Annotated in this window: 20 protein-coding genes; 8 read left to right on the top strand and 12 right to left on the bottom strand. The window is 44.2% G+C overall.

Annotated features, from left to right (window positions below):
- Nucleotides 1-6: 6 nt before the first annotated feature.
- On the bottom strand, nt 7-1,188 hold the full coding sequence (gene torC / locus L0992_05775; GenBank protein XGB68197.1) for a pentaheme c-type cytochrome TorC: 1,182 nt from the start codon (nt 1,186-1,188) through the stop codon (nt 7-9).
- Nucleotides 1,189-1,237: 49 nt separating this feature from the next.
- Complete coding sequence (gene torE, locus L0992_05770; GenBank protein XGB68196.1) at nt 1,238-1,420, bottom strand: trimethylamine N-oxide reductase system protein TorE; 183 nt, start codon at nt 1,418-1,420, stop codon at nt 1,238-1,240.
- A gap of 437 nt (nt 1,421-1,857) precedes the next feature.
- Here torE and L0992_05765 point away from each other — a divergent pair, with 437 nt between their 5' ends.
- Complete coding sequence (locus L0992_05765) at nt 1,858-2,652, top strand: ABC transporter permease (GenBank protein XGB68195.1); 795 nt, start codon at nt 1,858-1,860, stop codon at nt 2,650-2,652.
- A 354-nt stretch (nt 2,653-3,006) separates the two neighbouring features.
- Here L0992_05765 and focA read toward each other — a convergent pair whose 3' ends face one another.
- Both focA and L0992_05755 read right to left on the bottom strand, forming a co-directional pair.
- The gene (gene focA, locus L0992_05760) at nt 3,007-3,849 is read right to left on the bottom strand and encodes a formate transporter FocA (GenBank protein XGB68194.1); all 843 of its coding nucleotides are present in this window, start codon (nt 3,847-3,849) and stop codon (nt 3,007-3,009) included.
- Nucleotides 3,850-4,211: 362 nt separating this feature from the next.
- A complete protein-coding gene (locus L0992_05755; protein ID XGB68193.1) occupies nt 4,212-5,516 on the bottom strand; it encodes an ATPase in 1,305 nt (434 codons plus the stop codon).
- Nucleotides 5,517-5,776: 260 nt separating this feature from the next.
- Here L0992_05755 and L0992_05750 point away from each other — a divergent pair, with 260 nt between their 5' ends.
- The 3 genes from L0992_05750 (at nt 5,777) to L0992_05740 (ending at nt 7,634) form a co-directional block, all read left to right on the top strand.
- Nucleotides 5,777-6,007, top strand: a complete 231-nt coding sequence (locus tag L0992_05750) for a TIGR02647 family protein (protein XGB68192.1) — start codon at nt 5,777-5,779, stop codon at nt 6,005-6,007.
- 114 nt (nt 6,008-6,121) lie between these two features.
- A complete protein-coding gene (locus L0992_05745; GenBank protein ID XGB68191.1) occupies nt 6,122-6,976 on the top strand; it encodes an NAD(P)H-binding protein in 855 nt (284 codons plus the stop codon).
- Complete coding sequence (locus L0992_05740) at nt 6,969-7,634, top strand: YdcF family protein (GenBank protein XGB68190.1); 666 nt, start codon at nt 6,969-6,971, stop codon at nt 7,632-7,634. Before L0992_05745 ends, L0992_05740 begins: the two co-directional genes overlap by 8 nt.
- A 102-nt stretch (nt 7,635-7,736) precedes the next feature.
- Here L0992_05740 and L0992_05735 read toward each other — a convergent pair whose 3' ends face one another.
- Together L0992_05735 and cysS are read right to left on the bottom strand one after the other, a co-directional pair.
- A complete protein-coding gene (locus tag L0992_05735; protein XGB68189.1) occupies nt 7,737-8,315 on the bottom strand; it encodes a thymidine kinase in 579 nt (192 codons plus the stop codon).
- Between the two features lie 97 nt (nt 8,316-8,412).
- Nucleotides 8,413-9,798 (bottom strand): cysteine--tRNA ligase, encoded by a 1,386-nt coding sequence (gene cysS, locus L0992_05730; GenBank protein XGB68188.1) that lies wholly within the window; start codon nt 9,796-9,798, stop codon nt 8,413-8,415.
- Between the two features lie 190 nt (nt 9,799-9,988).
- Here cysS and L0992_05725 point away from each other — a divergent pair, with 190 nt between their 5' ends.
- From L0992_05725 to L0992_05710, 4 genes are all read left to right on the top strand, one after another.
- Nucleotides 9,989-10,483 (top strand): peptidylprolyl isomerase, encoded by a 495-nt coding sequence (locus L0992_05725; GenBank protein ID XGB68187.1) that lies wholly within the window; start codon nt 9,989-9,991, stop codon nt 10,481-10,483.
- Nucleotides 10,484-10,567: 84 nt separating this feature from the next.
- Nucleotides 10,568-11,314, top strand: coding sequence for a UDP-2,3-diacylglucosamine diphosphatase (gene lpxH, locus L0992_05720; GenBank protein XGB68186.1), 747 nt, complete (start codon nt 10,568-10,570; stop codon nt 11,312-11,314).
- A 111-nt stretch (nt 11,315-11,425) separates the two neighbouring features.
- Nucleotides 11,426-12,643 carry an EAL domain-containing protein gene (locus L0992_05715; GenBank protein ID XGB68185.1) on the top strand — a complete coding sequence of 406 codons (1,218 nt, stop codon included), beginning with the start codon at nt 11,426-11,428 and terminating at the stop codon, nt 12,641-12,643.
- 118 nt (nt 12,644-12,761) lie between these two features.
- Nucleotides 12,762-13,286 (top strand): YchJ family protein, encoded by a 525-nt coding sequence (locus L0992_05710; GenBank protein XGB68184.1) that lies wholly within the window; start codon nt 12,762-12,764, stop codon nt 13,284-13,286.
- Between the two features lie 183 nt (nt 13,287-13,469).
- On the opposite strand, the gene hisIE is transcribed toward L0992_05710, so the two are convergent.
- The 6 genes from hisIE to hisC form a co-directional block, all read right to left on the bottom strand.
- Complete coding sequence (gene hisIE, locus L0992_05705; protein XGB68183.1) at nt 13,470-14,120, bottom strand: bifunctional phosphoribosyl-AMP cyclohydrolase/phosphoribosyl-ATP diphosphatase HisIE; 651 nt, start codon at nt 14,118-14,120, stop codon at nt 13,470-13,472.
- Nucleotides 14,117-14,890: an imidazole glycerol phosphate synthase subunit HisF gene (hisF, locus tag L0992_05700; GenBank protein XGB68182.1), complete on the bottom strand. Its 774-nt coding sequence runs from the start codon at nt 14,888-14,890 to the stop codon at nt 14,117-14,119. The genes hisIE and hisF overlap by 4 nt, the downstream gene beginning before the upstream one ends.
- Complete coding sequence (gene hisA / locus L0992_05695) at nt 14,872-15,609, bottom strand: 1-(5-phosphoribosyl)-5-[(5-phosphoribosylamino)methylideneamino]imidazole-4-carboxamide isomerase (protein XGB68181.1); 738 nt, start codon at nt 15,607-15,609, stop codon at nt 14,872-14,874. Before hisA ends, hisF begins: the two co-directional genes overlap by 19 nt.
- Before the next feature lie 43 nt (nt 15,610-15,652).
- Nucleotides 15,653-16,267: an imidazole glycerol phosphate synthase subunit HisH gene (hisH, locus tag L0992_05690; GenBank protein ID XGB68180.1), complete on the bottom strand. Its 615-nt coding sequence runs from the start codon at nt 16,265-16,267 to the stop codon at nt 15,653-15,655.
- Nucleotides 16,268-16,291: 24 nt separating this feature from the next.
- Entirely contained in the window at nt 16,292-17,380 is a 1,089-nt protein-coding gene (gene hisB / locus L0992_05685) for a bifunctional histidinol-phosphatase/imidazoleglycerol-phosphate dehydratase HisB (protein ID XGB68179.1), read from the bottom strand.
- Between the two features lie 132 nt (nt 17,381-17,512).
- Nucleotides 17,513-18,553: a histidinol-phosphate transaminase gene (gene hisC, locus L0992_05680; protein ID XGB68178.1), complete on the bottom strand. Its 1,041-nt coding sequence runs from the start codon at nt 18,551-18,553 to the stop codon at nt 17,513-17,515.
- Nucleotides 18,554-18,559: the final 6 nt, after the last annotated feature.

The following is an 18,559-nucleotide window of genomic DNA, read 5'->3' as shown; positions in this document are numbered from 1 at the left end:
GTCTTATTAGTGATGGCCTTCAGAAAAATCTGATGAGTGCTTCTGTAGATACTTAAGAACAAGAGCTTCTGTATCTGTGTCGAAGTTAACGAATGCGATCATACCATCTAGCATGCCTACCCAACCGTTCGCGCTGAAGTGAGCTTCATCTGGCTGTGAGTGACACGTTGAACAGTTAGATTGGTAAGCTTGACCAGCCGCATCCCAAATCGGTGCGTAGTCGCCAATCATAGACTCTTTCTTCATCCAAAGTGTTAGGTCAACTTCTTCCCAAGGAAGGCCTGTTAACTCATCTTCTTTCTTCTCACCAATAGTAATGCCGTTGCTTTGAGACACTTCTTTAGTCAGGATTGCAGTAGAGATGTTCATACCAAAGTCTTCTTGGATTACACGTCCGAAGCCTTTCGCTTTACGCCAACCGTCGATCTTAACTTCGATCATGTCGCCTTTCTCGCCAACGATCGCAACTTTACTTGCAGGGCTTAGTAGGCCAGCTTCAACTTCTGCAGTTTCGTCTGTGTATAGAGGAAGGTGACGAATAGAAATCACATCACTACCTTCAGAGTAAGACGTGCTACTCGCAACGTTTTCTAGCTCACCAACGATACCACTTGCCGAGTCCATATCTAATGGAAGGTTGTGTGCGATACCTTTGTGACAGTCAACACAGCTTTGGTCACGCTCTGCCGCGTTCTTCATTTGGATACGCGCTGTTGGGCGCATGTTTTCGAAATCCATTGAATCGTAGTTGTGGCAGTTTTTACATTCTAGAGATTTGTTCGAAGAGAAACGATCCCATTCGTGTTTAGCCAGTTCGATACGACGAGCTTCGAATTTCTCAGGTGTATCTAGGTCACCAAATACCTGAGCGAATACTTCTTTAGACGCTTGCATCTTACGAGCAATTTTTGCTGTCCATTCATGTGGAACGTGACAGTCTGGACAAGTAGCACGTACACCAGATGTGTTTTTCCAGTGAACCGTTTCTTGCAGTTCTACGTACACATTGTCACGCATGGTGTGACAGCTTACACAGAACTCTTCTGTATTTGTGTGCTCTAGAGCGGTGTTGAAACCACCCCAGAAAATAACACCGGCGATAAAGCCACCCATAGTTAGTACACCAAGACTGATGTGTACCGCAGGGCGAGTCATTGTGCGCCATAATTTAACTAAAAATGATTTCATGTTTAGCTCTCTTAAATATTGATTTTAAAAATGTTGTTACTAGAGGGCATTACATGCCGCCGTGAGCACCAGGAGGTCCGAATACGAATACTTGTAGTGCCCAAACTATGAAGCCGTAACCGCCTACAAAAGCCACACTTAATATTGGAAAGAGAACCACCGCAATGAAGAGGAATGACTTCCACTCCAACGAGCGTTTTTCGCCAGTTTCAATTTTTTTAACATCACTCATACATTTTGCCTATTTTGTATTTAGTAATTTCGAGTAACCCATTCTATGGGGCTAAAGTTCTTGAGTATCTAACAACAAATTTTAGACCATACTCAAAGTAGGGTTCAATCAAATCTCCCGTTATAACCCTTGCTAATCAATACTTTTTTGAGCTCATCCAAAGTTGTTTTTAGTTAAACAAAGTTATTAAAAAGTATTAACAAATGTGAAGAATTAAGTATATTTCACAAATGTTAAATTCCAACATTAGCATAACTTTATTGTAACCAATTTTAACGTTTTACCTACTAAGTAGTAGCTAAAAATGCCTCAAACAACCAATATTTTGTACTTTGGTTGTTAAATAATTGAGCACTTTTTGAATCGACGGGTTTGAAGCTGAAATGCATCATTTGGCACTTTCAGATATGATGGGGACCTACTTAAAAGGAAGCTCTATGCAAGACGTTATTGATATATCTTGGTGGCAGTTGTTGCTCTTCAGTTCACTTCTCTTTCTGCCCATTGCCATCAACCAAAAGCTGAAACTCGGCCTTGGAAAAGAAGCCTCTATTAGCATCATTCGCATGGTTATTCAGCTGTTTCTTGTGGGTCTTTACCTAGAGTATTTGTTTACTTTGAATAGTTTGTGGGTCAATTTGTTGTGGCTGTTTGCCATGATAATTGTCGGTGCGAGCTCGATTGTTGAGAAGTCTAGGCTACCAAGGAACCTATTATTAGCGCCTGTTGCCGTTAGCCTTGCCGTAACCTGTGTACCTATCGTCTTGTTTATCTGCTTTTTCATCATTAAACCAACACCGGTTTTCAATGCGCAGTACCTTATCCCTATTGCAGGTATGTTATTGGGTAATAGCTTAAGCAGTAATATAGTGGCATTGCAGAACCTGTTTGGTGCTTTTGAAACGCAGAAATCAGAATATGAAGCGGCAATCGCGCTAGGTGCGTCTCCAACCTACGCTGCTACACCTTTTGTGCGTAACGCGATACAGAAAGCGATGTCTCCGATAATGGCCTCTATGGCGACCACAGGCTTAGTGACACTGCCAGGAATGATGACTGGTCAGATTCTAGGAGGCGCTTCACCGATGATCGCCATTAAATATCAACTGATGATCATGTTGGCTATTTTCGTGATGATGAGTTGCTCTTTGGCGCTGGCTCTGCACCTCTCATTGAAGACTTCTCTGACAAAAGAAGGTCGAGTTCTCGCTCAAATAAAACCGGCAAAATAGCCCCTCTACTCCCCTTAGATCTGGTTACTCACTGAATTTGAGACAGGTTATCCACAGAAACTGTGGATAACCAAATCAATATAGATCCTTTTTTGTCCATTTCGACCATTCGAAAGATCATTACTATTGATCCTTGGGTGATTTCAAAGACATATGCACACATGTTGATCAACGCTGTTGTCTCTTCAGATGACAAATAGATCAACAAAAGGAATGGTTTTCCACAAATAAAAAACGGCCTGCAATGCAGACCGTCTTGTAGGTGTCATATGTCAATTCGATTGTTTCGCAGAGCTTTAACTACTCTCCTCGACTGAACTTGTCACGCAATCTCTGTTGATCGCGTACTCTTTATTAGTCACGTAGGTAGATTAACCAGTACCACATACCAACAAAGATACCGCCACCAATGATGTTACCTATAGTAACGGGCAGCAAGTTATTCATCAGAAAGTCCATCATGTTCAGGTCGACGTAATCCGCAGGGTTAGCGCCCGTCATTGTCCAGAACTCAGCAGGAGCAAATGTCTTGATGCCAATTGCTAATGGTACTTGGAACATATTCGCAATACAGTGCTCAAAACCTGCTGATACAAACATCGCAACAGGTAGGATCATCACCGCGATTTTGTCGGTCAATGTGCGTCCACTGAATGTCATCCATACTGCGATACAAACCAATACATTACACATGATGCCTAATGCGATGGCTTGGATAAAATCATGGTGCATCTTATGTTGGGAAATCGCCATCGCGTTTAAGCCCACTTGGCCGTGGTCAAACATGTATTGTTTGGTCAGAAGCATACAGGCCACCAGCAACAAAGCACCGATCAAGTTGCCCACATAAACTGTCGCCCAGTTCTTAACGAGTGTACGCCAAGTGATCTTGCCACTTGCGCGCGCCACCAGAGTTAACACCGAACTTGTAAACAGCTCACCGCCAGTCACAACAACGAGGATCAAGCCTAAGCTAAATGCCAAGCCACCTAATAAACGTGTAATGCCCCATGGCAAATCACCAGCACCGGTAGTAACGATGGTGTAGAACACAAACGCAATACCGATATGGATACCAGCTGAAATCGCTAGGAGAAAAGATTTGATTGGATCTTTGGTTGCTTTACCTACGCCAATATCTGCAGCGCGCTCAGCCATTTGTGGCGGTAATAATGAGTCAAATTGGTTTAGATTCATGATGATTTACATTTTGAAACATGTCGTCGGGAGCGCGATAATCCTCTCTTTCATTTCTTAATTCAAGAGCTATTTTATGCTCGAATTTCCTTCAACAACCAAGAAAGCGCCAAACCTCCAATGATATTGAAATTTCTTACGACTTTAGTAGTAAAAAGAAAAGTTTGATGAATGAAAACTTACCAACGATAAAAACAACACATCTATAAATATCAACAAGTTACGTTAAAACCAAAAGAATGGCGTACACTATAGACGTGTTTTGAGGGCTTTTATTTTCAGATTTTGACATAGATCAACAGAACGTAAAAAAGCGCCCTGAGGCGCTTTTAAGTCAGTCACAAATAAAGACATTGGTTATGCTAAACCGAAGGTTCAATCACTTCTTCTGATGATTGATCTAAAGCGGCATCTTCGAGGTTAGATTCAACGTTAGTTGGCGTAAGGTCGGAATCGCTTTCATTCACTACCTTACCACCTAAGCTTTTCAAGCTATCCACCAACTCTTCCAAGCTTTTTATATGAGCATCACTCTTAGTCACCTGCTCATCCAATAGCTGATTGTGTTTGGTCGCTTCAGACAATTGCTGTGCTTGTTGCTGGTTTTCACTTTCAAGCTTAGCTAATTGCTCAGTCAACGTTTCGATCTCTGACTTTAATAAAGAGGTCATGTCTGAGCTTTTTAACGCTTTGACACTCTCTACAATCTTTTGAGACTGAATACGCAGCACAACGTCACGGTAGTCTTCATCATTCACCACTTGTGAAATGCTCAGCAACTGGTTCTCAGCGTTCAATACCGACTGCTCGAACTTGTCCCCTTTCACGCTCGCCAACACTTTCACTTCATGAGCGACACTGCGCACGTGGTTCAATTCAAACTCGGCCGCTTGAACCGCATCTTGAATGATCGACTTTTCACGTGGGCTCGCTTTCACTTGGTTTTCTGCCAACGTGATTTGAGCAGCGGCCTTAGAAAACGTTAATGGAACAACGTCATCAAAGTCTTCATCTTCTAAGAACTCTAATTCATCCTTCAAAGGCTCAATGTATTTCTTATGTGCCACTTTTACTTCTAGCAAGCGAGCATTATTGAGGAATTCAACTTGAGCTTCTTGTGCATCTTCAAGCTCGTCGACTAGAACGTACTCGAACAGCTCGCTGTATTCTGAATACAACCTTTTATAGCTCGACGTAAACATGGTGTCTGCACCAAGAAACTTAAGGTAATCCATTTGCACAATCGAATCGGCTAATACTCGGTCAGCCTTTTTCTTAAGCGCTAAGATCGAATCATAGTTCGATTTGATCAAAGCGATTTTTTCATCAAAAGCTTCAGCGTAAGTTAGGCTGGAAAAAATCGAGTAGCTCTTCGTCAGGCGAGAATCGTCTTTCAGTAAGTCCGCATAAATGCTTTCAGCATCATCCCATGCGTCTAACAGTTCATTGTAATTCTCTGGTGCATAGAGAGACAATTGAGCATGGTCTTCAAGCTTAACTTCCCATTCGGAGTAAACGCTTTGGACAGACTGGAAAGAACGGACCTCTACGGTTGATTCATTGTTGTTCGTGGTTTGGTTCGCGTCTGTCTGCTCTGAGGGTGTGCTTTGACAACCTGAGATAGCAAATAGCATACTAATAACTAATGCTACTTTGTTCGCTCTCACTGATGCATTTCCTTTTTTATTCAATATTAGCTGAATGCAATATATTTCTAGTCTAACAATATATTACAACCATTTAGCAATAAACATCATTCGCCATCTAAGTGGGCGCAAATCACTCAATCCAACTAAAATAAGTTCACCATGCGACGATTAATCATTCAATTTGGTATCAGTTATCAAATCTATTTATTTGCTATTGCCTGAGTTGTGAATGCGCACTAAGGTGAAGGTAGAGAACGTTATGAATATATAGGTTAATTATGAAGTACAACGCTGAACATATTGCTGATTTAAACCTCCTTCTTCAATTTGATGTAAGTAGCGCTGCTACGGGCATTAAAGTTCATCAAGAGGCTGCTCAAGAAACTCAAGACGCTGTTAAGCGCCTATTCGAAAAGAACCTTTGTACTCAGCCAGACGGCGGTTACCTAACAGATGAAGGTATCGAGATGGCAGAGCGCGCAGACAAACTCCTTCGCGTACTTAAATAAAGCTTCATTGTTCTAGTAAAAACTCCACTCGCTTCGGCCGTGGAGTTTTTTCATTTTTGGGCAAAGGTTTGTTAGGCTTATTCTAAATCCATAGCTTGTCGTTGTGAGGTACAGATGGCTTCTATATTTATTGTCGGTGCAGGATGGGTAGGCGCTCCTTTATCTGAGCATCTAGAGAGACATGGTAACCGAGTGGTCGTCACCAAGACGACCCAAGCGGGTGCAGACACAATCGGTAATGAGCGTATTCCCTGTGAAGTATTCAGCTTTAACGCATCACAGGCTGACCAAACTATCGGACGACTCTATTCGCTGTTACTCGAAAACAATGCCGAGATTGTAATAGGCAGTTTCCCACCAGGTTTTCGAAAAGGTGCAAGTCAAGAGTATGCCGATTACTGGCAGCAGCTAACCAGTGCTTGTCAGAAGGCGAACGTTAAGAAGCTCATTATGGTTAGCTCAACCACGGTTTACCCAACCAAACCCGGTGTATTAAATGAGCAAGATGCCTCACTACTCCTCTCCACCTCGGATAAAGAACACGCATCTTCATTTTCCGATAACGCGCGTGTCATGCTGCAAGCTGAACAGTTGGTGATAGATTCAGGTATCGATTACACCATTCTTCGCTTTAGTGGTTTAATTGGCCCAAGCCGCCACCCATCAAGGTTTGCAAGTAAATTGAAGCAAGTGAGCACTCAAGCTCCGGCTAACATGCTTCATCTTGATGATGCTATTGGCGCCGTCGACTTCGCTATTAACCAGCTACACAATGAAGTGGTTAATGTGACCACCCCAAACACTGTGAGCAAAGCGGAGTTTTATGCCGCGGCACTGAAAAGCGCTAATAGCAGCGAGCCTCTGCCACCAGTTGTTGATACACCAGACAAGCTGATCTCGTCGAAAAAGATTCTCGACTTAGGTTATTCGTTTAAATTCGAATCCACATTGGACGCACTGCATGACTGAACAATCTATAGCTAACAAAGAGCCCAATATTAAGCTGCACCGCGCGATCGACACCCTTTGGAACTTCATGTCTATGGGTCACAAGGTTGAACCCTCAGACTGTATTTTTGTGTTGTGCAGCAACGATACTCGTGTTGCTGAATACGCAGCCGAGCTCTATCACCAAAAGATTGCGCCATACATCGTTTTTTCTGGTGGTGTCGGACGCTTTACCGAAGGCAGCTTTGAACGCTCAGAAGCGGAAACCTTCGCCGTTATTGCACGCGACTGTGGAGTGCCAGATTCAGACATTATCATTGAGAAACACGCGACTAATACTGGAGAGAATGTCCGCTTCACTCATGAGTTACTGATTGAGCGGGGGTTATCTCCCAAAAGGCTAACCCTAGTGCAGAAGCCTTTTATGGAGAAACGTACTTACGCGACCTTCAGTAAACAGTGGCCTGAAGCGGCGACAGAAATCACCGTGACATCAAAGTGGCAAGATTGGGTCGATTACTTTAATGAAGAGTTGCCATTGGACATGGTTCTAGGCGCGTTGGTTGCCGATTTTGAGCGTATCAAGACTTACCCTGCTCAAGGCTTCCAGATCGAAATGCCGATTTCCGAGGAAGTTGATCACGCCTATTTAACGATTAAGAAGCTCGGCTTTGAATAAATAGCGATGACCTATCAGAAAACAAAAACGGTGGCACTTGGCCACCGTTTTTTATTTTACTGCTTCGCTTTGTCATCTATTGCCAAGGCAATTAAGAAACGTTTATTTACCTAACGCTTCTTTATAGTGAAGACGACAAACAGACACATATTTGTCGTTACCACCAATGGCAACTTGGTCACCTTCAGCAATCGCAACACCGTGCTCGTCAGTACGAATTACCATGTTCGCTTTACGACCGCAGTGACAAATCGTTTTCAGCTCAACTAGCTTATCAGCCCAAGACAACAAGTAACGGCTGCCTTCAAACAATTCACCCAAGAAGTCAGTACGTAAACCGTAACACAGTACAGGAATGTGCAGCTTATCCACTACTTCTGTTAGTTGGTATACCTGCTCTTTCGATAAGAACTGACACTCATCAATCAAAACACAATGACGCTTCTCTTCGTCGTTTAGCTTTTTGATCGCATCAAACATATTGGTATCATTTTTAAAAAGTTGCGCTTCAGATTGCAGACCAATTCGAGAGCTTACTTTACCGATACCATAGCGATCATCCAATGCAGCCGTGAAGATCACTGGCGTCATACCGCGTTCTTGGTAGTTGAATGACGATTGAAGAAGCGTTGTTGATTTACCCGCATTCATTGCCGAGTAGTAAAAATACATCTGAGCCACAGAAATATTCCTGTTAAATAAAATTGAATATGAAAAGGTGAAATTAGAGAATTTTTGCTAGAAAAAAGGGCTGAAAATCAGCCCTTTTTTATAAGATTTACTTACGACGCCAAGTCGTGCCTTCAGGACCATCTTCTAGAACGATGCCCAACTCGTTGAGCTTGTCACGTGCAAGGTCGGCATTTGCCCAATCCTTAGAAGCACGAGAGTCGTTACGCAGTTTGATCAACGCTTCGATTTCAGCCACTTCGTCATCGTTACCAGCCGCATCACCTTGTAGGAAGGCTTCTGGTTCTTGGTGAAGAATACCGATGATGTCTGCTAGTTCACGCATCAATGCACCAAGTCCGCTTGCTTTTTCAATGCTCTCAGGCTTGATACGGTTGATTTCACGCGCCATTTCAAACAGCACGGAGTAAGCTTCAGGCGTATTGAAGTCGTCATTCATCGCAGTAGAGAAGCGAGTTACGTACTCTTCGCCACCAGCAGGAGCCGCTGTAAGGTCTAGGCCACGAAGTGACGTGTATAGACGCTCTAGCGATGCGCGAGCTTGGTTTAGGTTGTCTTCACTGTAGTTCAGTTGGCTACGGTAGTGACCAGACATTAGGAAGTAACGCACTGTTTCAGCATCGTAGTGTGCTAGCACATCACGGATAGTGAAGAAGTTACCTAGTGACTTAGACATTTTTTCTCTGTCTACCATCACCATGCCACTGTGCATCCATGTGTTTACATAGTCAGTGCCATGTGCACAGCAAGATTGCGCGATTTCGTTCTCATGGTGTGGGAATTGTAGATCTGAGCCGCCACCGTGGATATCGAAGTGGTTACCCAGAATAGACGAGTTCATTGCTGAACATTCAATGTGCCAGCCTGGACGACCAGGACCCCACGGTGATTCCCATGTTGGTTCACCTGGCTTAGACATCTTCCAAACAACGAAATCTAGCGGGCTACGTTTTGCAGACTCTACGTCAACACGAGCGCCAGCTTGAAGCTGGTCAAGGTCTTGCTTAGAAAGCTTACCGTACTCTTCGAACTTCTTAACTTCGAACATTACGTCGCCGTTGCTTGCAACATATGCGTAGCCGCGTTCAATCAGCTTTTCAACAAGTTCGATGATTTCAGTGATGAATTCCGTTGCACGAGGTTCAACGTCTGGACGCTTCATGTTCAATGCATCGAAATCAGCGTGCATTTCGCCAATTAGACGCTCAGTCAGAGAGTCACAAGACTCACCGTTTTCGTTAGCACGCTTGATGATTTTGTCATCGATATCTGTGATGTTACGAACGAAGTTCAAATCGTAACCAAGGTAACGAAGGTAGCGAGTTACTACGTCGAAAGAAACGAACGTACGACCATGACCGATGTGACAGAGATCGTATATGGTTACCCCACAGACATACATGCCGACTTTGCCAGCTGTAATTGGTTTGAATTCCTCTTTCTGTCTTGTGAGCGTGTTATATATCTTCAGCATGATCTCTATCTATTTTATGGATTAATCAAAAATAAGCTCGCAGTATAACAAGTCATACCTTAATAGGTAATACCTTTCACCACCAAATCGGCTAAACTCCTTGTTATCTATTGACGATTTCGTATTTTGAAACTCAATCAAACTAGGCTAGAATCGCCTTTCATATTAAAAAGACAGTAAGGTAACAATCATGATCATCCTTCACACAAATTTTGGTGACATCAAAGTTCAACTAAACGAAGAAAAAGCACCAGAAACAAGCGCAAACTTCCTACAGTATTGCCGTGACGGTTTCTACGACAACACACTATTCCACCGTGTTATCGATGGTTTCATGATTCAAGGCGGCGGCATGACTTCTGGCCTTAAAGAAAAGGCAACTCGTGCTACTATCAAGAACGAAGCAAACAACGGTCTAGCGAACAAAGTTGGTACGCTAGCAATGGCTCGTACTATGGAACCGCATTCAGCGAGCTCTCAGTTCTTCATCAACGTTAACGACAACTCTTTCCTAAACTTCCGTAGTGAAAGCCTAGACGGTTGGGGCTACTGTGTATTCGCAGAAGTTGTTGAAGGCATGGACATCGTAAACAAGATCAAAGGTGTTAGCACTGGTTCTATGGGTATGCACCAAGATGTACCTCTAGAAGAAGTGATCATCACTGGTACTACAATCGAAGCTTAATTACTTGCTTTCGATTAGTATTAATAATTGATGAGCCGATAAAATCAGGATATAGGGAGCGAATCGCTCCCTTTTTTTAGACCTATGAAAACATATTTTATATCAGATCTTCACCTTGCTCCGTCACGACAAGACATCACCGACTGCTTCCTAACCTTCATGAAGCACGAAGCGGTAGAGGCGGATGCACTCTACGTATTGGGTGACCTTTTCGAATTCTGGATTGGTGATGACGACAAAAGTGAGTTCGCGACTTCTATCCGCCAAGCGTTTATTGATTTGGTGAAAACAGGCGTACCTTGCTACTTCACTCAAGGTAACCGTGATTTCCTTGTCGGCAAAAAATTTGCTAAGCAAACCGGCGTGAAACTGCTAGACGAAGTATCGACAATCGATATCTACGGCCAAAAAGCGGTTGTGTTGCATGGTGATACCCTATGCACCGAAGATGTAAAATACCTCGCTTTCCGCGAAAAAGTGCATCAACCGTGGCTGCAATGGGTCTTCAACAGAATTCCATTTTTCATCAAGAAGAAGATCGTCTCGAAGGTTCAATCTGATATCAAAGATGACAAGCAAACTAAGTCTCTCGACATCATGGATGTGACACAACAAGAAGTCGAAGATGTGATGGAACGAAACAACGTTGATCTAATGATCCACGGCCATACTCATCGCCCTGACATCCACACCTTCAATGCTCATAATTGCACTAAAACCCGTATCGTACTTGGCGATTGGTATACGCAAGGCTCAGTGCTGGTGTTCACTCCGCAAAGTTTTGAACTACAGAATCGAGAGTTTAGCAATAGCTTTCAACATCAGTCTTAAACTTTCACTTTGATTATTATTGTCGGTCAGACTTTCTTAGATTGTGTATGGTAATTTCCACTGAATTAGCTATTATCTCTCTATCAGAAATAAACCGAACACAGTACCAAGTTGAAATATTCATACGTAGCGCGTCAACCAATACTCGATACAGATAAGAAAACCATAGGTTACGAGTTGCTATTCAGGGATGGTCCTAAGAACACTTTCCCTGAAGTAGAGCCGGAGCTCGCTACTAGCCGTTTGCTTTCCGACCACTTTTTATCAACCCACTATAATACGCTGGGTGATAAGCTAGGGTTCGTGAACTTTCCTTATGCAAGCCTGATTAACTTGGTCCCAACCCTATTTCCAAAAGAGAGCCTCGTAGTCGAGGTTCTTGAAGACTGCGAACCAACAGACGAGCTACTTGAAGCCATTAAAGCTATCTACGATGCGGGTTATACCATCGCATTGGATGACTTTGTGCCAAGCAAAGCGTGGAAGCGTTTCTTACCTTACGTCTCTATTATCAAGTTTGATATCCGTTTGATCTCCATAGCGAAAGCTTCGATGTTCATGAACTCTCTCAAAGGGCTAAATATCAAGTTCCTTGCAGAAAAGGTAGAGACTTACGACGAGTACCAAGAAGCAAACCAAGCTGGGTTCTCCTACTTCCAAGGCTACTTCTTTAGTAAGCCGGAAATGATTCAAACTCGTGCGCTCAACCCTGCGTTTTTGACCATTGTTCAACTGTTGAAAGAGATCGCTAACGATCCTATCGACTTTGGTGAAGTAGAGCGTCTGATCACTCTAGATGTGACCTTGTCTTATAAGCTACTCGCTTACGTGAACTCGGCTGGCGGGTCAGCAACGACCATTCGTTCATTCCGCCAAGCGCTTATTTACCTAGGCGAGCAAAAGCTGCGTAAGTTCGTTTCACTTGTGGCGATCGCATCGGCGAAAGAAGATAAGCCAGATTCACTCTACGGTTTAGCGGTATTACGCGCGCGTCAATGTGAGCTCTTAGTCGAGAAAATGAATGTGAAGGTTGAGCCCGGACAAGCCTTTCTAACTGGTATGTTCTCGTTACTGGATTCACTGTTTGACCAACCGTTGAAGCAAGTATTGGACTCAGTGCCAATCGACGACGAGATTAAACAGGCCCTTATCCAACGCAAGGGCGTGTTAGGTGCCATTTTGGCTATGGTTATTGCTTATGAGCAAGCTCGATGGGATGAAGCAACGCGCATCCGTAAACTTCTCAAGCTCAGCGAGGCTCAACTAGGCCAAGCTTACGATGAAGCAACGACTTGGGCACAAGAGCTACTGTCACCAGCATTGAGATAATTCACTTCTCATAACCGCTTCAATAGAAACTAAGCTTTGGTGAGCTATCGTTTCTTGGTAAACTCCAACGCATTCATTTATGGCCTCTTAATAGAGGCCATTTTTACAGGATTTGACTATGCCTTTATGCCCGTGCGGTAGCAAAAATACTTACCAACAATGCTGCGAGTCAGCGCACCTGAATCACAGTTCAGTAGAAACACCTGAGCAATTGATGCGCTCACGTTATTCAGCGCACGTGTTGGGGTTAGTTGATTATGTTGTTGCGACTTACCACCCTAGCTGTAATGCAGAAGCTCAAAGAGAAGGTATTTCAGAATCTATCGATAGTGATTGGGCAGGCTTAGAGGTTATTGATACCGCCTCTGGCTCACACGAGAGCGAAGGTTTTGTCGAGTTTAAAGCCTACTTCAATGAAGATGGCGCACAATACTGCATGCAAGAGCGCTCGCGTTTCGTTCGTGAAGATGGCCTTTGGTTCTATATCGATGGTGAGTTCCCAGAGCAAGAAAACGAACATGAAGAGCTAACAGAGCCAGAGATTGACCCTCGCCTAAACCAAACCGTAGAGAGCTTCAAGATTGGCCGCAATGACCCGTGTATTTGTGGTAGCGGTAAGAAGTATAAAAAATGCTGCGGCTAATGCTGAGACTTAAGAGAGCTGAGTGCTAAAGAGGTTCCTGATGTCGCTTAGGCTCCTCGGAATGACAAGGTTCAGTGCTTTTTAAGTAGATTAATATCTTAGATAATTTAAAAGCCCCGTAAACATGGTTGCTTACGGGGCTTTTATCTATCTTTTACGAGGTTCGATGAATCCAAAGAGAGCTTATTTGTGGCGCTCTTTTAGTTTATTTACCACGTCGTTCATCGATAGGCCTTGGTCTTGAAGAAGAACCATTAGGTGGTAAATCAAATCTGCTGATTCACACACTAACTCCGCCTTATCGCCCGACGTCGCCGCAAGCGCGACTTCAACGCCTTCTTCGCCCACTTTTTGCGAAATACGCTTGGTGCCGCGGGCATATAAACTGGCAGTATAAGAAGACTCAGGATCTGCGTCCTTGCGGGCAGCCAGTAGCTGCTCAAGTTGATGAAGCCACACCATCTGGGTCTCTTCTTGCGGGTCGACATCCCAACATGTGGTGTTACCCAAGTGGCACGTTGGACCAATTGGGTTCACTTTTACCAACAAGGTATCGTTGTCACAATCAAGCGACATGTTCACCAGTTGCAGAACATTGCCTGAGGTCTCACCTTTAGTCCACAAACGCTCTTTAGTGCGTGAGAAAAAAGTCACTTGACCCGTTTCACCGGTTTTCTCAAGTGCTGCTGGGTTCATGTATCCCATCATCAACACTTGGCTCGATTGGTAATCTTGAACAATAGCAGGCACTAAACCATCTACTTTTTCCCAGTTAATACGCTCTGATAATGCGCCTACTGCTGCTTTTGATAAGCTTGCGGTTTCAAAACTCATAGTCGCACCTCTACATCTTGTTGTTTTAAATACTGTTTAAGTTCACCAATATTGATGACTTGTTTGTGGAATACCGAAGCCGCTAATGCTCCGTCCACGTTGGTCTTTTTGTAGGCTTCAGCAAAGTGCTCCATCGCGCCAGCACCACCAGAAGCAATCAGTGGCACGTTACACACTTCGCGTACCATGTTGAGCTGCTCGATGTCGTAACCGTTACGAACGCCATCTTGGTTCATCATGTTCAACACGATCTCACCAGCACCACGCTTCTGTACTTCCTGCACCCAATCTTTGGTTTCCCATTTGGTCGCTTTGGTACGCGCTTCATCGCCAGTAAATTGATACACCTGATATTTACCGGTTTCTTTGTCGAAGTATGAATCGATACCAACAACGATACACTGCACGCCGAATTTATCAGCAAGGTCAGTGATCAGTTGAGGGTTAGCCAATGCAGGCGAGTTGATCGATACTTTATCCGCACCAAACTCAAGAATGCGCGCTGCATCTTCTGCTGATTTAATACCACCAGCCACACAGAAAGGAATATCAATCACTTCTGCGACACGCTTGACCCAGCTCTTGTCGACGACACGGCCATCGCTCGATGCCGTGATATCGTAAAATACCAATTCATCAGCACCCTCTTCCGCGTAGCGCTGTGCTAACGGAACGATGTCGCCAATGATTTCGTGGTTACGGAACTGAACGCCCTTAACCACTTGTCCGTCACGGACATCCAAACAAGGAATTATTCGCTTTGCCAACATGCAAATGCCTCCTCTGCGGTAAACTTGCCATCAAGTAACGCGCGACCCACAATCACACCAGCAACACCGCTGCCTTTTAGAGCTTCGATATCTGCTAGGCTGCCGATGCCGCCCGATGATTGGAATTGAACCTGTGGATACTGTTTACAAAGGTCAACGTAAAGCTCTACGTTTGATCCTTCTAGCGTGCCATCACGTGAAATGTCGGTACACAGAACGTGTTTAAGGCCAACCGTGAGGTAGTCTTCAATCAGCGCTTCAATCGTCACGCCTGAATCTTCTTGCCAACCTGAAATCGCCACTTTACGTGTGCCGCTTTCGTCGATGTTGATATCCAGAGCCAGTACAATTTTTTCAGCGCCGTATTTTTCCATCCAACCTTTAACAAGCTCAGGTTGCTTAACCGCTGTTGAACCTACAACTACGCGCTGCGCGCCAGCTTCAAGTAGGTCGACCACGTCTTGCTCATTACGCACACCACCACCAATTTGGATATTGGCAGGCGTGCTAGCAAGTAGCTTTGCGATTAAGTCAAGTTGACGAGCGGTTGTGTCTTTTGCGCCCGTTAAGTCAACAAGGTGAAGCCAACCTGCGCCAGCTTGGTGATACAGGTTAAACTGCTCTGCAGGATCGACTTTGTATTCTGTTACTTGCCCGTAATCACCTTGGAATAAGCGAACTACTTGGCCTTCAATTAAATCTAATGCGGGAATAATCATTTACATTCCTTATATGGCAACGTTGGCCGCTGCCTAATCCTTATTACAATTCCAAGAAGTTCTTAATCAGCTTAGAGCCTGCTTTTGAAGAACGCTCTGGGTGGAACTGAACACCATAATAGTTGCCACTTTGCACCGCCGCTGTGAACGGGTTACCGTAATCACATTGTGCGATTGTGTAGTCACCCACTGGCATTGCGAAGCTGTGAACAAAGTAGAAATACTCGCCCTCTTCAATGTCTTTAAACAAAGGGTGGTTAGGTGTCGAAGTTACGGTGTTCCAACCCATGTGTGGTAGTGGTAAATCGCCCGTTTCAAGTAAACGTACTTCACCATCACACAAGCCTAGACATTCAACTAGCTCATCAGCCTTTTGGCCTTTCTCTTGAGACAGTTTGCCTAACAGCTGCATACCTAAACAAATACCCAGCAGAGGCTTCTCTACTTTCTTCACAAGAGAGACAAGGTCGCGCTCTTGTAGGTTCTTCATTGCCTCACTTGCTGTACCTACACCTGGCAGGAAAAGCTTGTCGGCGGCAAGGACGACTTCTGGTTCTTTTGAAATCTCAACTGCGTAACCCAAACGTTCAATGGCAAATTTCACCGAAGAAACGTTGGCACACCCAGTATCAATAATGACGACTTTTTGATCTTTCATTGTTTTTCCCTGCTAACGTTAGCCTTACAAGACGCCTTTGCTGCTTGGTAACTCATTACCTTCAACTTTGATTGCTTGGCGAAGAGTACGGCCAAACGCTTTAAACAGGCTCTCAATGATGTGGTGATCATTATTGCCATCAGAAGAAAGGTGTAGCGTACAAGCCAGTGTGTCGGTTAGAGAGCGGAAGAAGTGAACCACCATCTCGGTTGAAAGATCACCCACTTGCTCACGGCTGAATTTAGCATCGAACTTCAGGTATGGGCGACCAGAAAGGTCTAACGCACACTGAGCTAAACACTCATCCATTGGCAGGCTAAAACCAAAACGGCCAATACCGCGTTTGTCGCCTAGCGAATCTTTCAGAGCTTGGCCTAACGCAAGTGCTGTGTCTTCTACTGTGTGGTGATCATCAATGTGCAGGTCGCCTTTCACAGTTAGGTTCATTTGGAAACCACCGTGTGTCGCGATTTGATCAAGCATGTGGTCGAAGAAACCCATCCCTGTATCAATCTTATTACCGCCGGTTTCATCAAGGTTTACGGCTACCTTAATGTCGGTTTCTTTGGTGGTACGAACCACTTCTGCAACGCGAGCGTTAACCGTTAAGTCTTTTACAATTTGCGGCCAGTTAAGCGTGCCTTCCGTTTCTGCATCCGGGCCATATTGAATACCGCGGATAGCCATGTTTTCAGCCAGTTGAAGATCCGTCATTCGATCGCCAATCACAACAGAGTGTTGGAAGTCGACTTTACCGCCTTGTAGATACTCTTTAACCATGCCTAGTTTAGGCTTACGGCAAGAACAGTTGTCTTCGTCAAAGTGAGGACAAATAAGCACGTCATCAAACTTAACGCCTTGAGATTCGAAGAACTCCATCATCATATTGTGTGGCGCATCAAAATCTTCTTGTGGGTAGCTGTCGGTACCTAGGCCGTCTTGGTTAGTTACCATTACTAGACGGTAGCCAGCATCTTGCAGTGCAAGTAAGCTAGGAATCACTAGCGGTTCAAATTTTAGCTTGTCTAAACGGTCTACTTGAAAGTCGACTGGCGGCTCAACAATTAAGGTGCCATCGCGGTCTATAAAAAGTATTTTCTGTTGTTTACTCACTTGAACTTCCTTTTAATTTTAAATCTGGTGGCCTAGCTAAAATCAAACGCTAACCCAAAATATTGGTTTCATTTGTCAGCCTACGATTAATCAACTCAAGACTGACAAATGTTATTACTGGTAAGCCTTTCGTTACTGAAAAAAGTTACGAATGAATCCAAGTGTCTTTTCGCACTCTTCGCGGTTACCAATACTAATGCGAACACAGTCTTCGATTGGCGAGTTACGTAAAATAATGCCACTGTCCCATGCCGCTTTAAATAACTCGTCACCGTTAGGGAATTTAACCAATAGGTAGTTACCCCAACCATCAAAAACCGTCACTTGAGGCAAGCCCAATAAACCGGCTTGTAGATAAGCACGGTTAGCACTTAAATCCAGAACCTGAAACTTAGCTCTCGCAAGGCCTTGTTCTGAAAGTGCTTGAACGGCGATATCAGCCACAGGGATTGGCACTGGATATGGTGCAATCACTTTCAACAATACATCGATAAGCTCTTGGTTCGCCAGCGTAAAGCCACAGCGTAAACCGGCTAATGCAAAAGCTTTGGACAAGGTGCGAAGAATCGCTAGATTCGGGTACTGTTCAAGCAGATCAACGGTTGATGCTTCAGGGCAGAAGTCGATGTACGCTTCATCCATCACCACAATCGCTTTGTCTTGAGTCATCTCAAGCAACTTGATGATGTCTTTATGATTAACCAAATTACCAGTTGGGTTATTTGGGCTACAAACAAACACCACTTTCACGTTTTCTAGTTGCGCTTCAATCGCAGGAAGATCCAGTTGCCATTCAGAAGTTAGAGGCACAACTTTACGCTCAACACCGATCGTCTCTGCACTGATAGCGTACATACCGTAAGTAGGTGGGCAGTAAAGAATAGCGTCTTCGTTCGGCTCACAGAAAGCACGAATCAATAACTCGATACCTTCATCAGCACCACGAGTCGTCAGTGTTTGCTCTGGTTTCACACCTGCATATTGTGCGTAAGCGTCAATCAACTCTTTAGGCTGACATTCGCTGTAGCGATTAAGACGAGACAGGTTTAGGTTGTACTCGTTATCAAACGGAGACTCGTTGGCATTTAGCCATACATCACCCGTGCCGCCAATGCGTCTTGCAGACAAGTAAGGTGTTAGAGCCTGAACTTGTTTTCTTGCTAACTTTTCCATGCCCTA

It is taken from the genome of Vibrio pomeroyi, from assembly GCA_041879425.1.
Lineage (GTDB): Bacteria > Pseudomonadota > Gammaproteobacteria > Enterobacterales > Vibrionaceae > Vibrio > Vibrio pomeroyi_A.
This window is presented reverse-complemented; position numbering and strand designations above follow the sequence as displayed.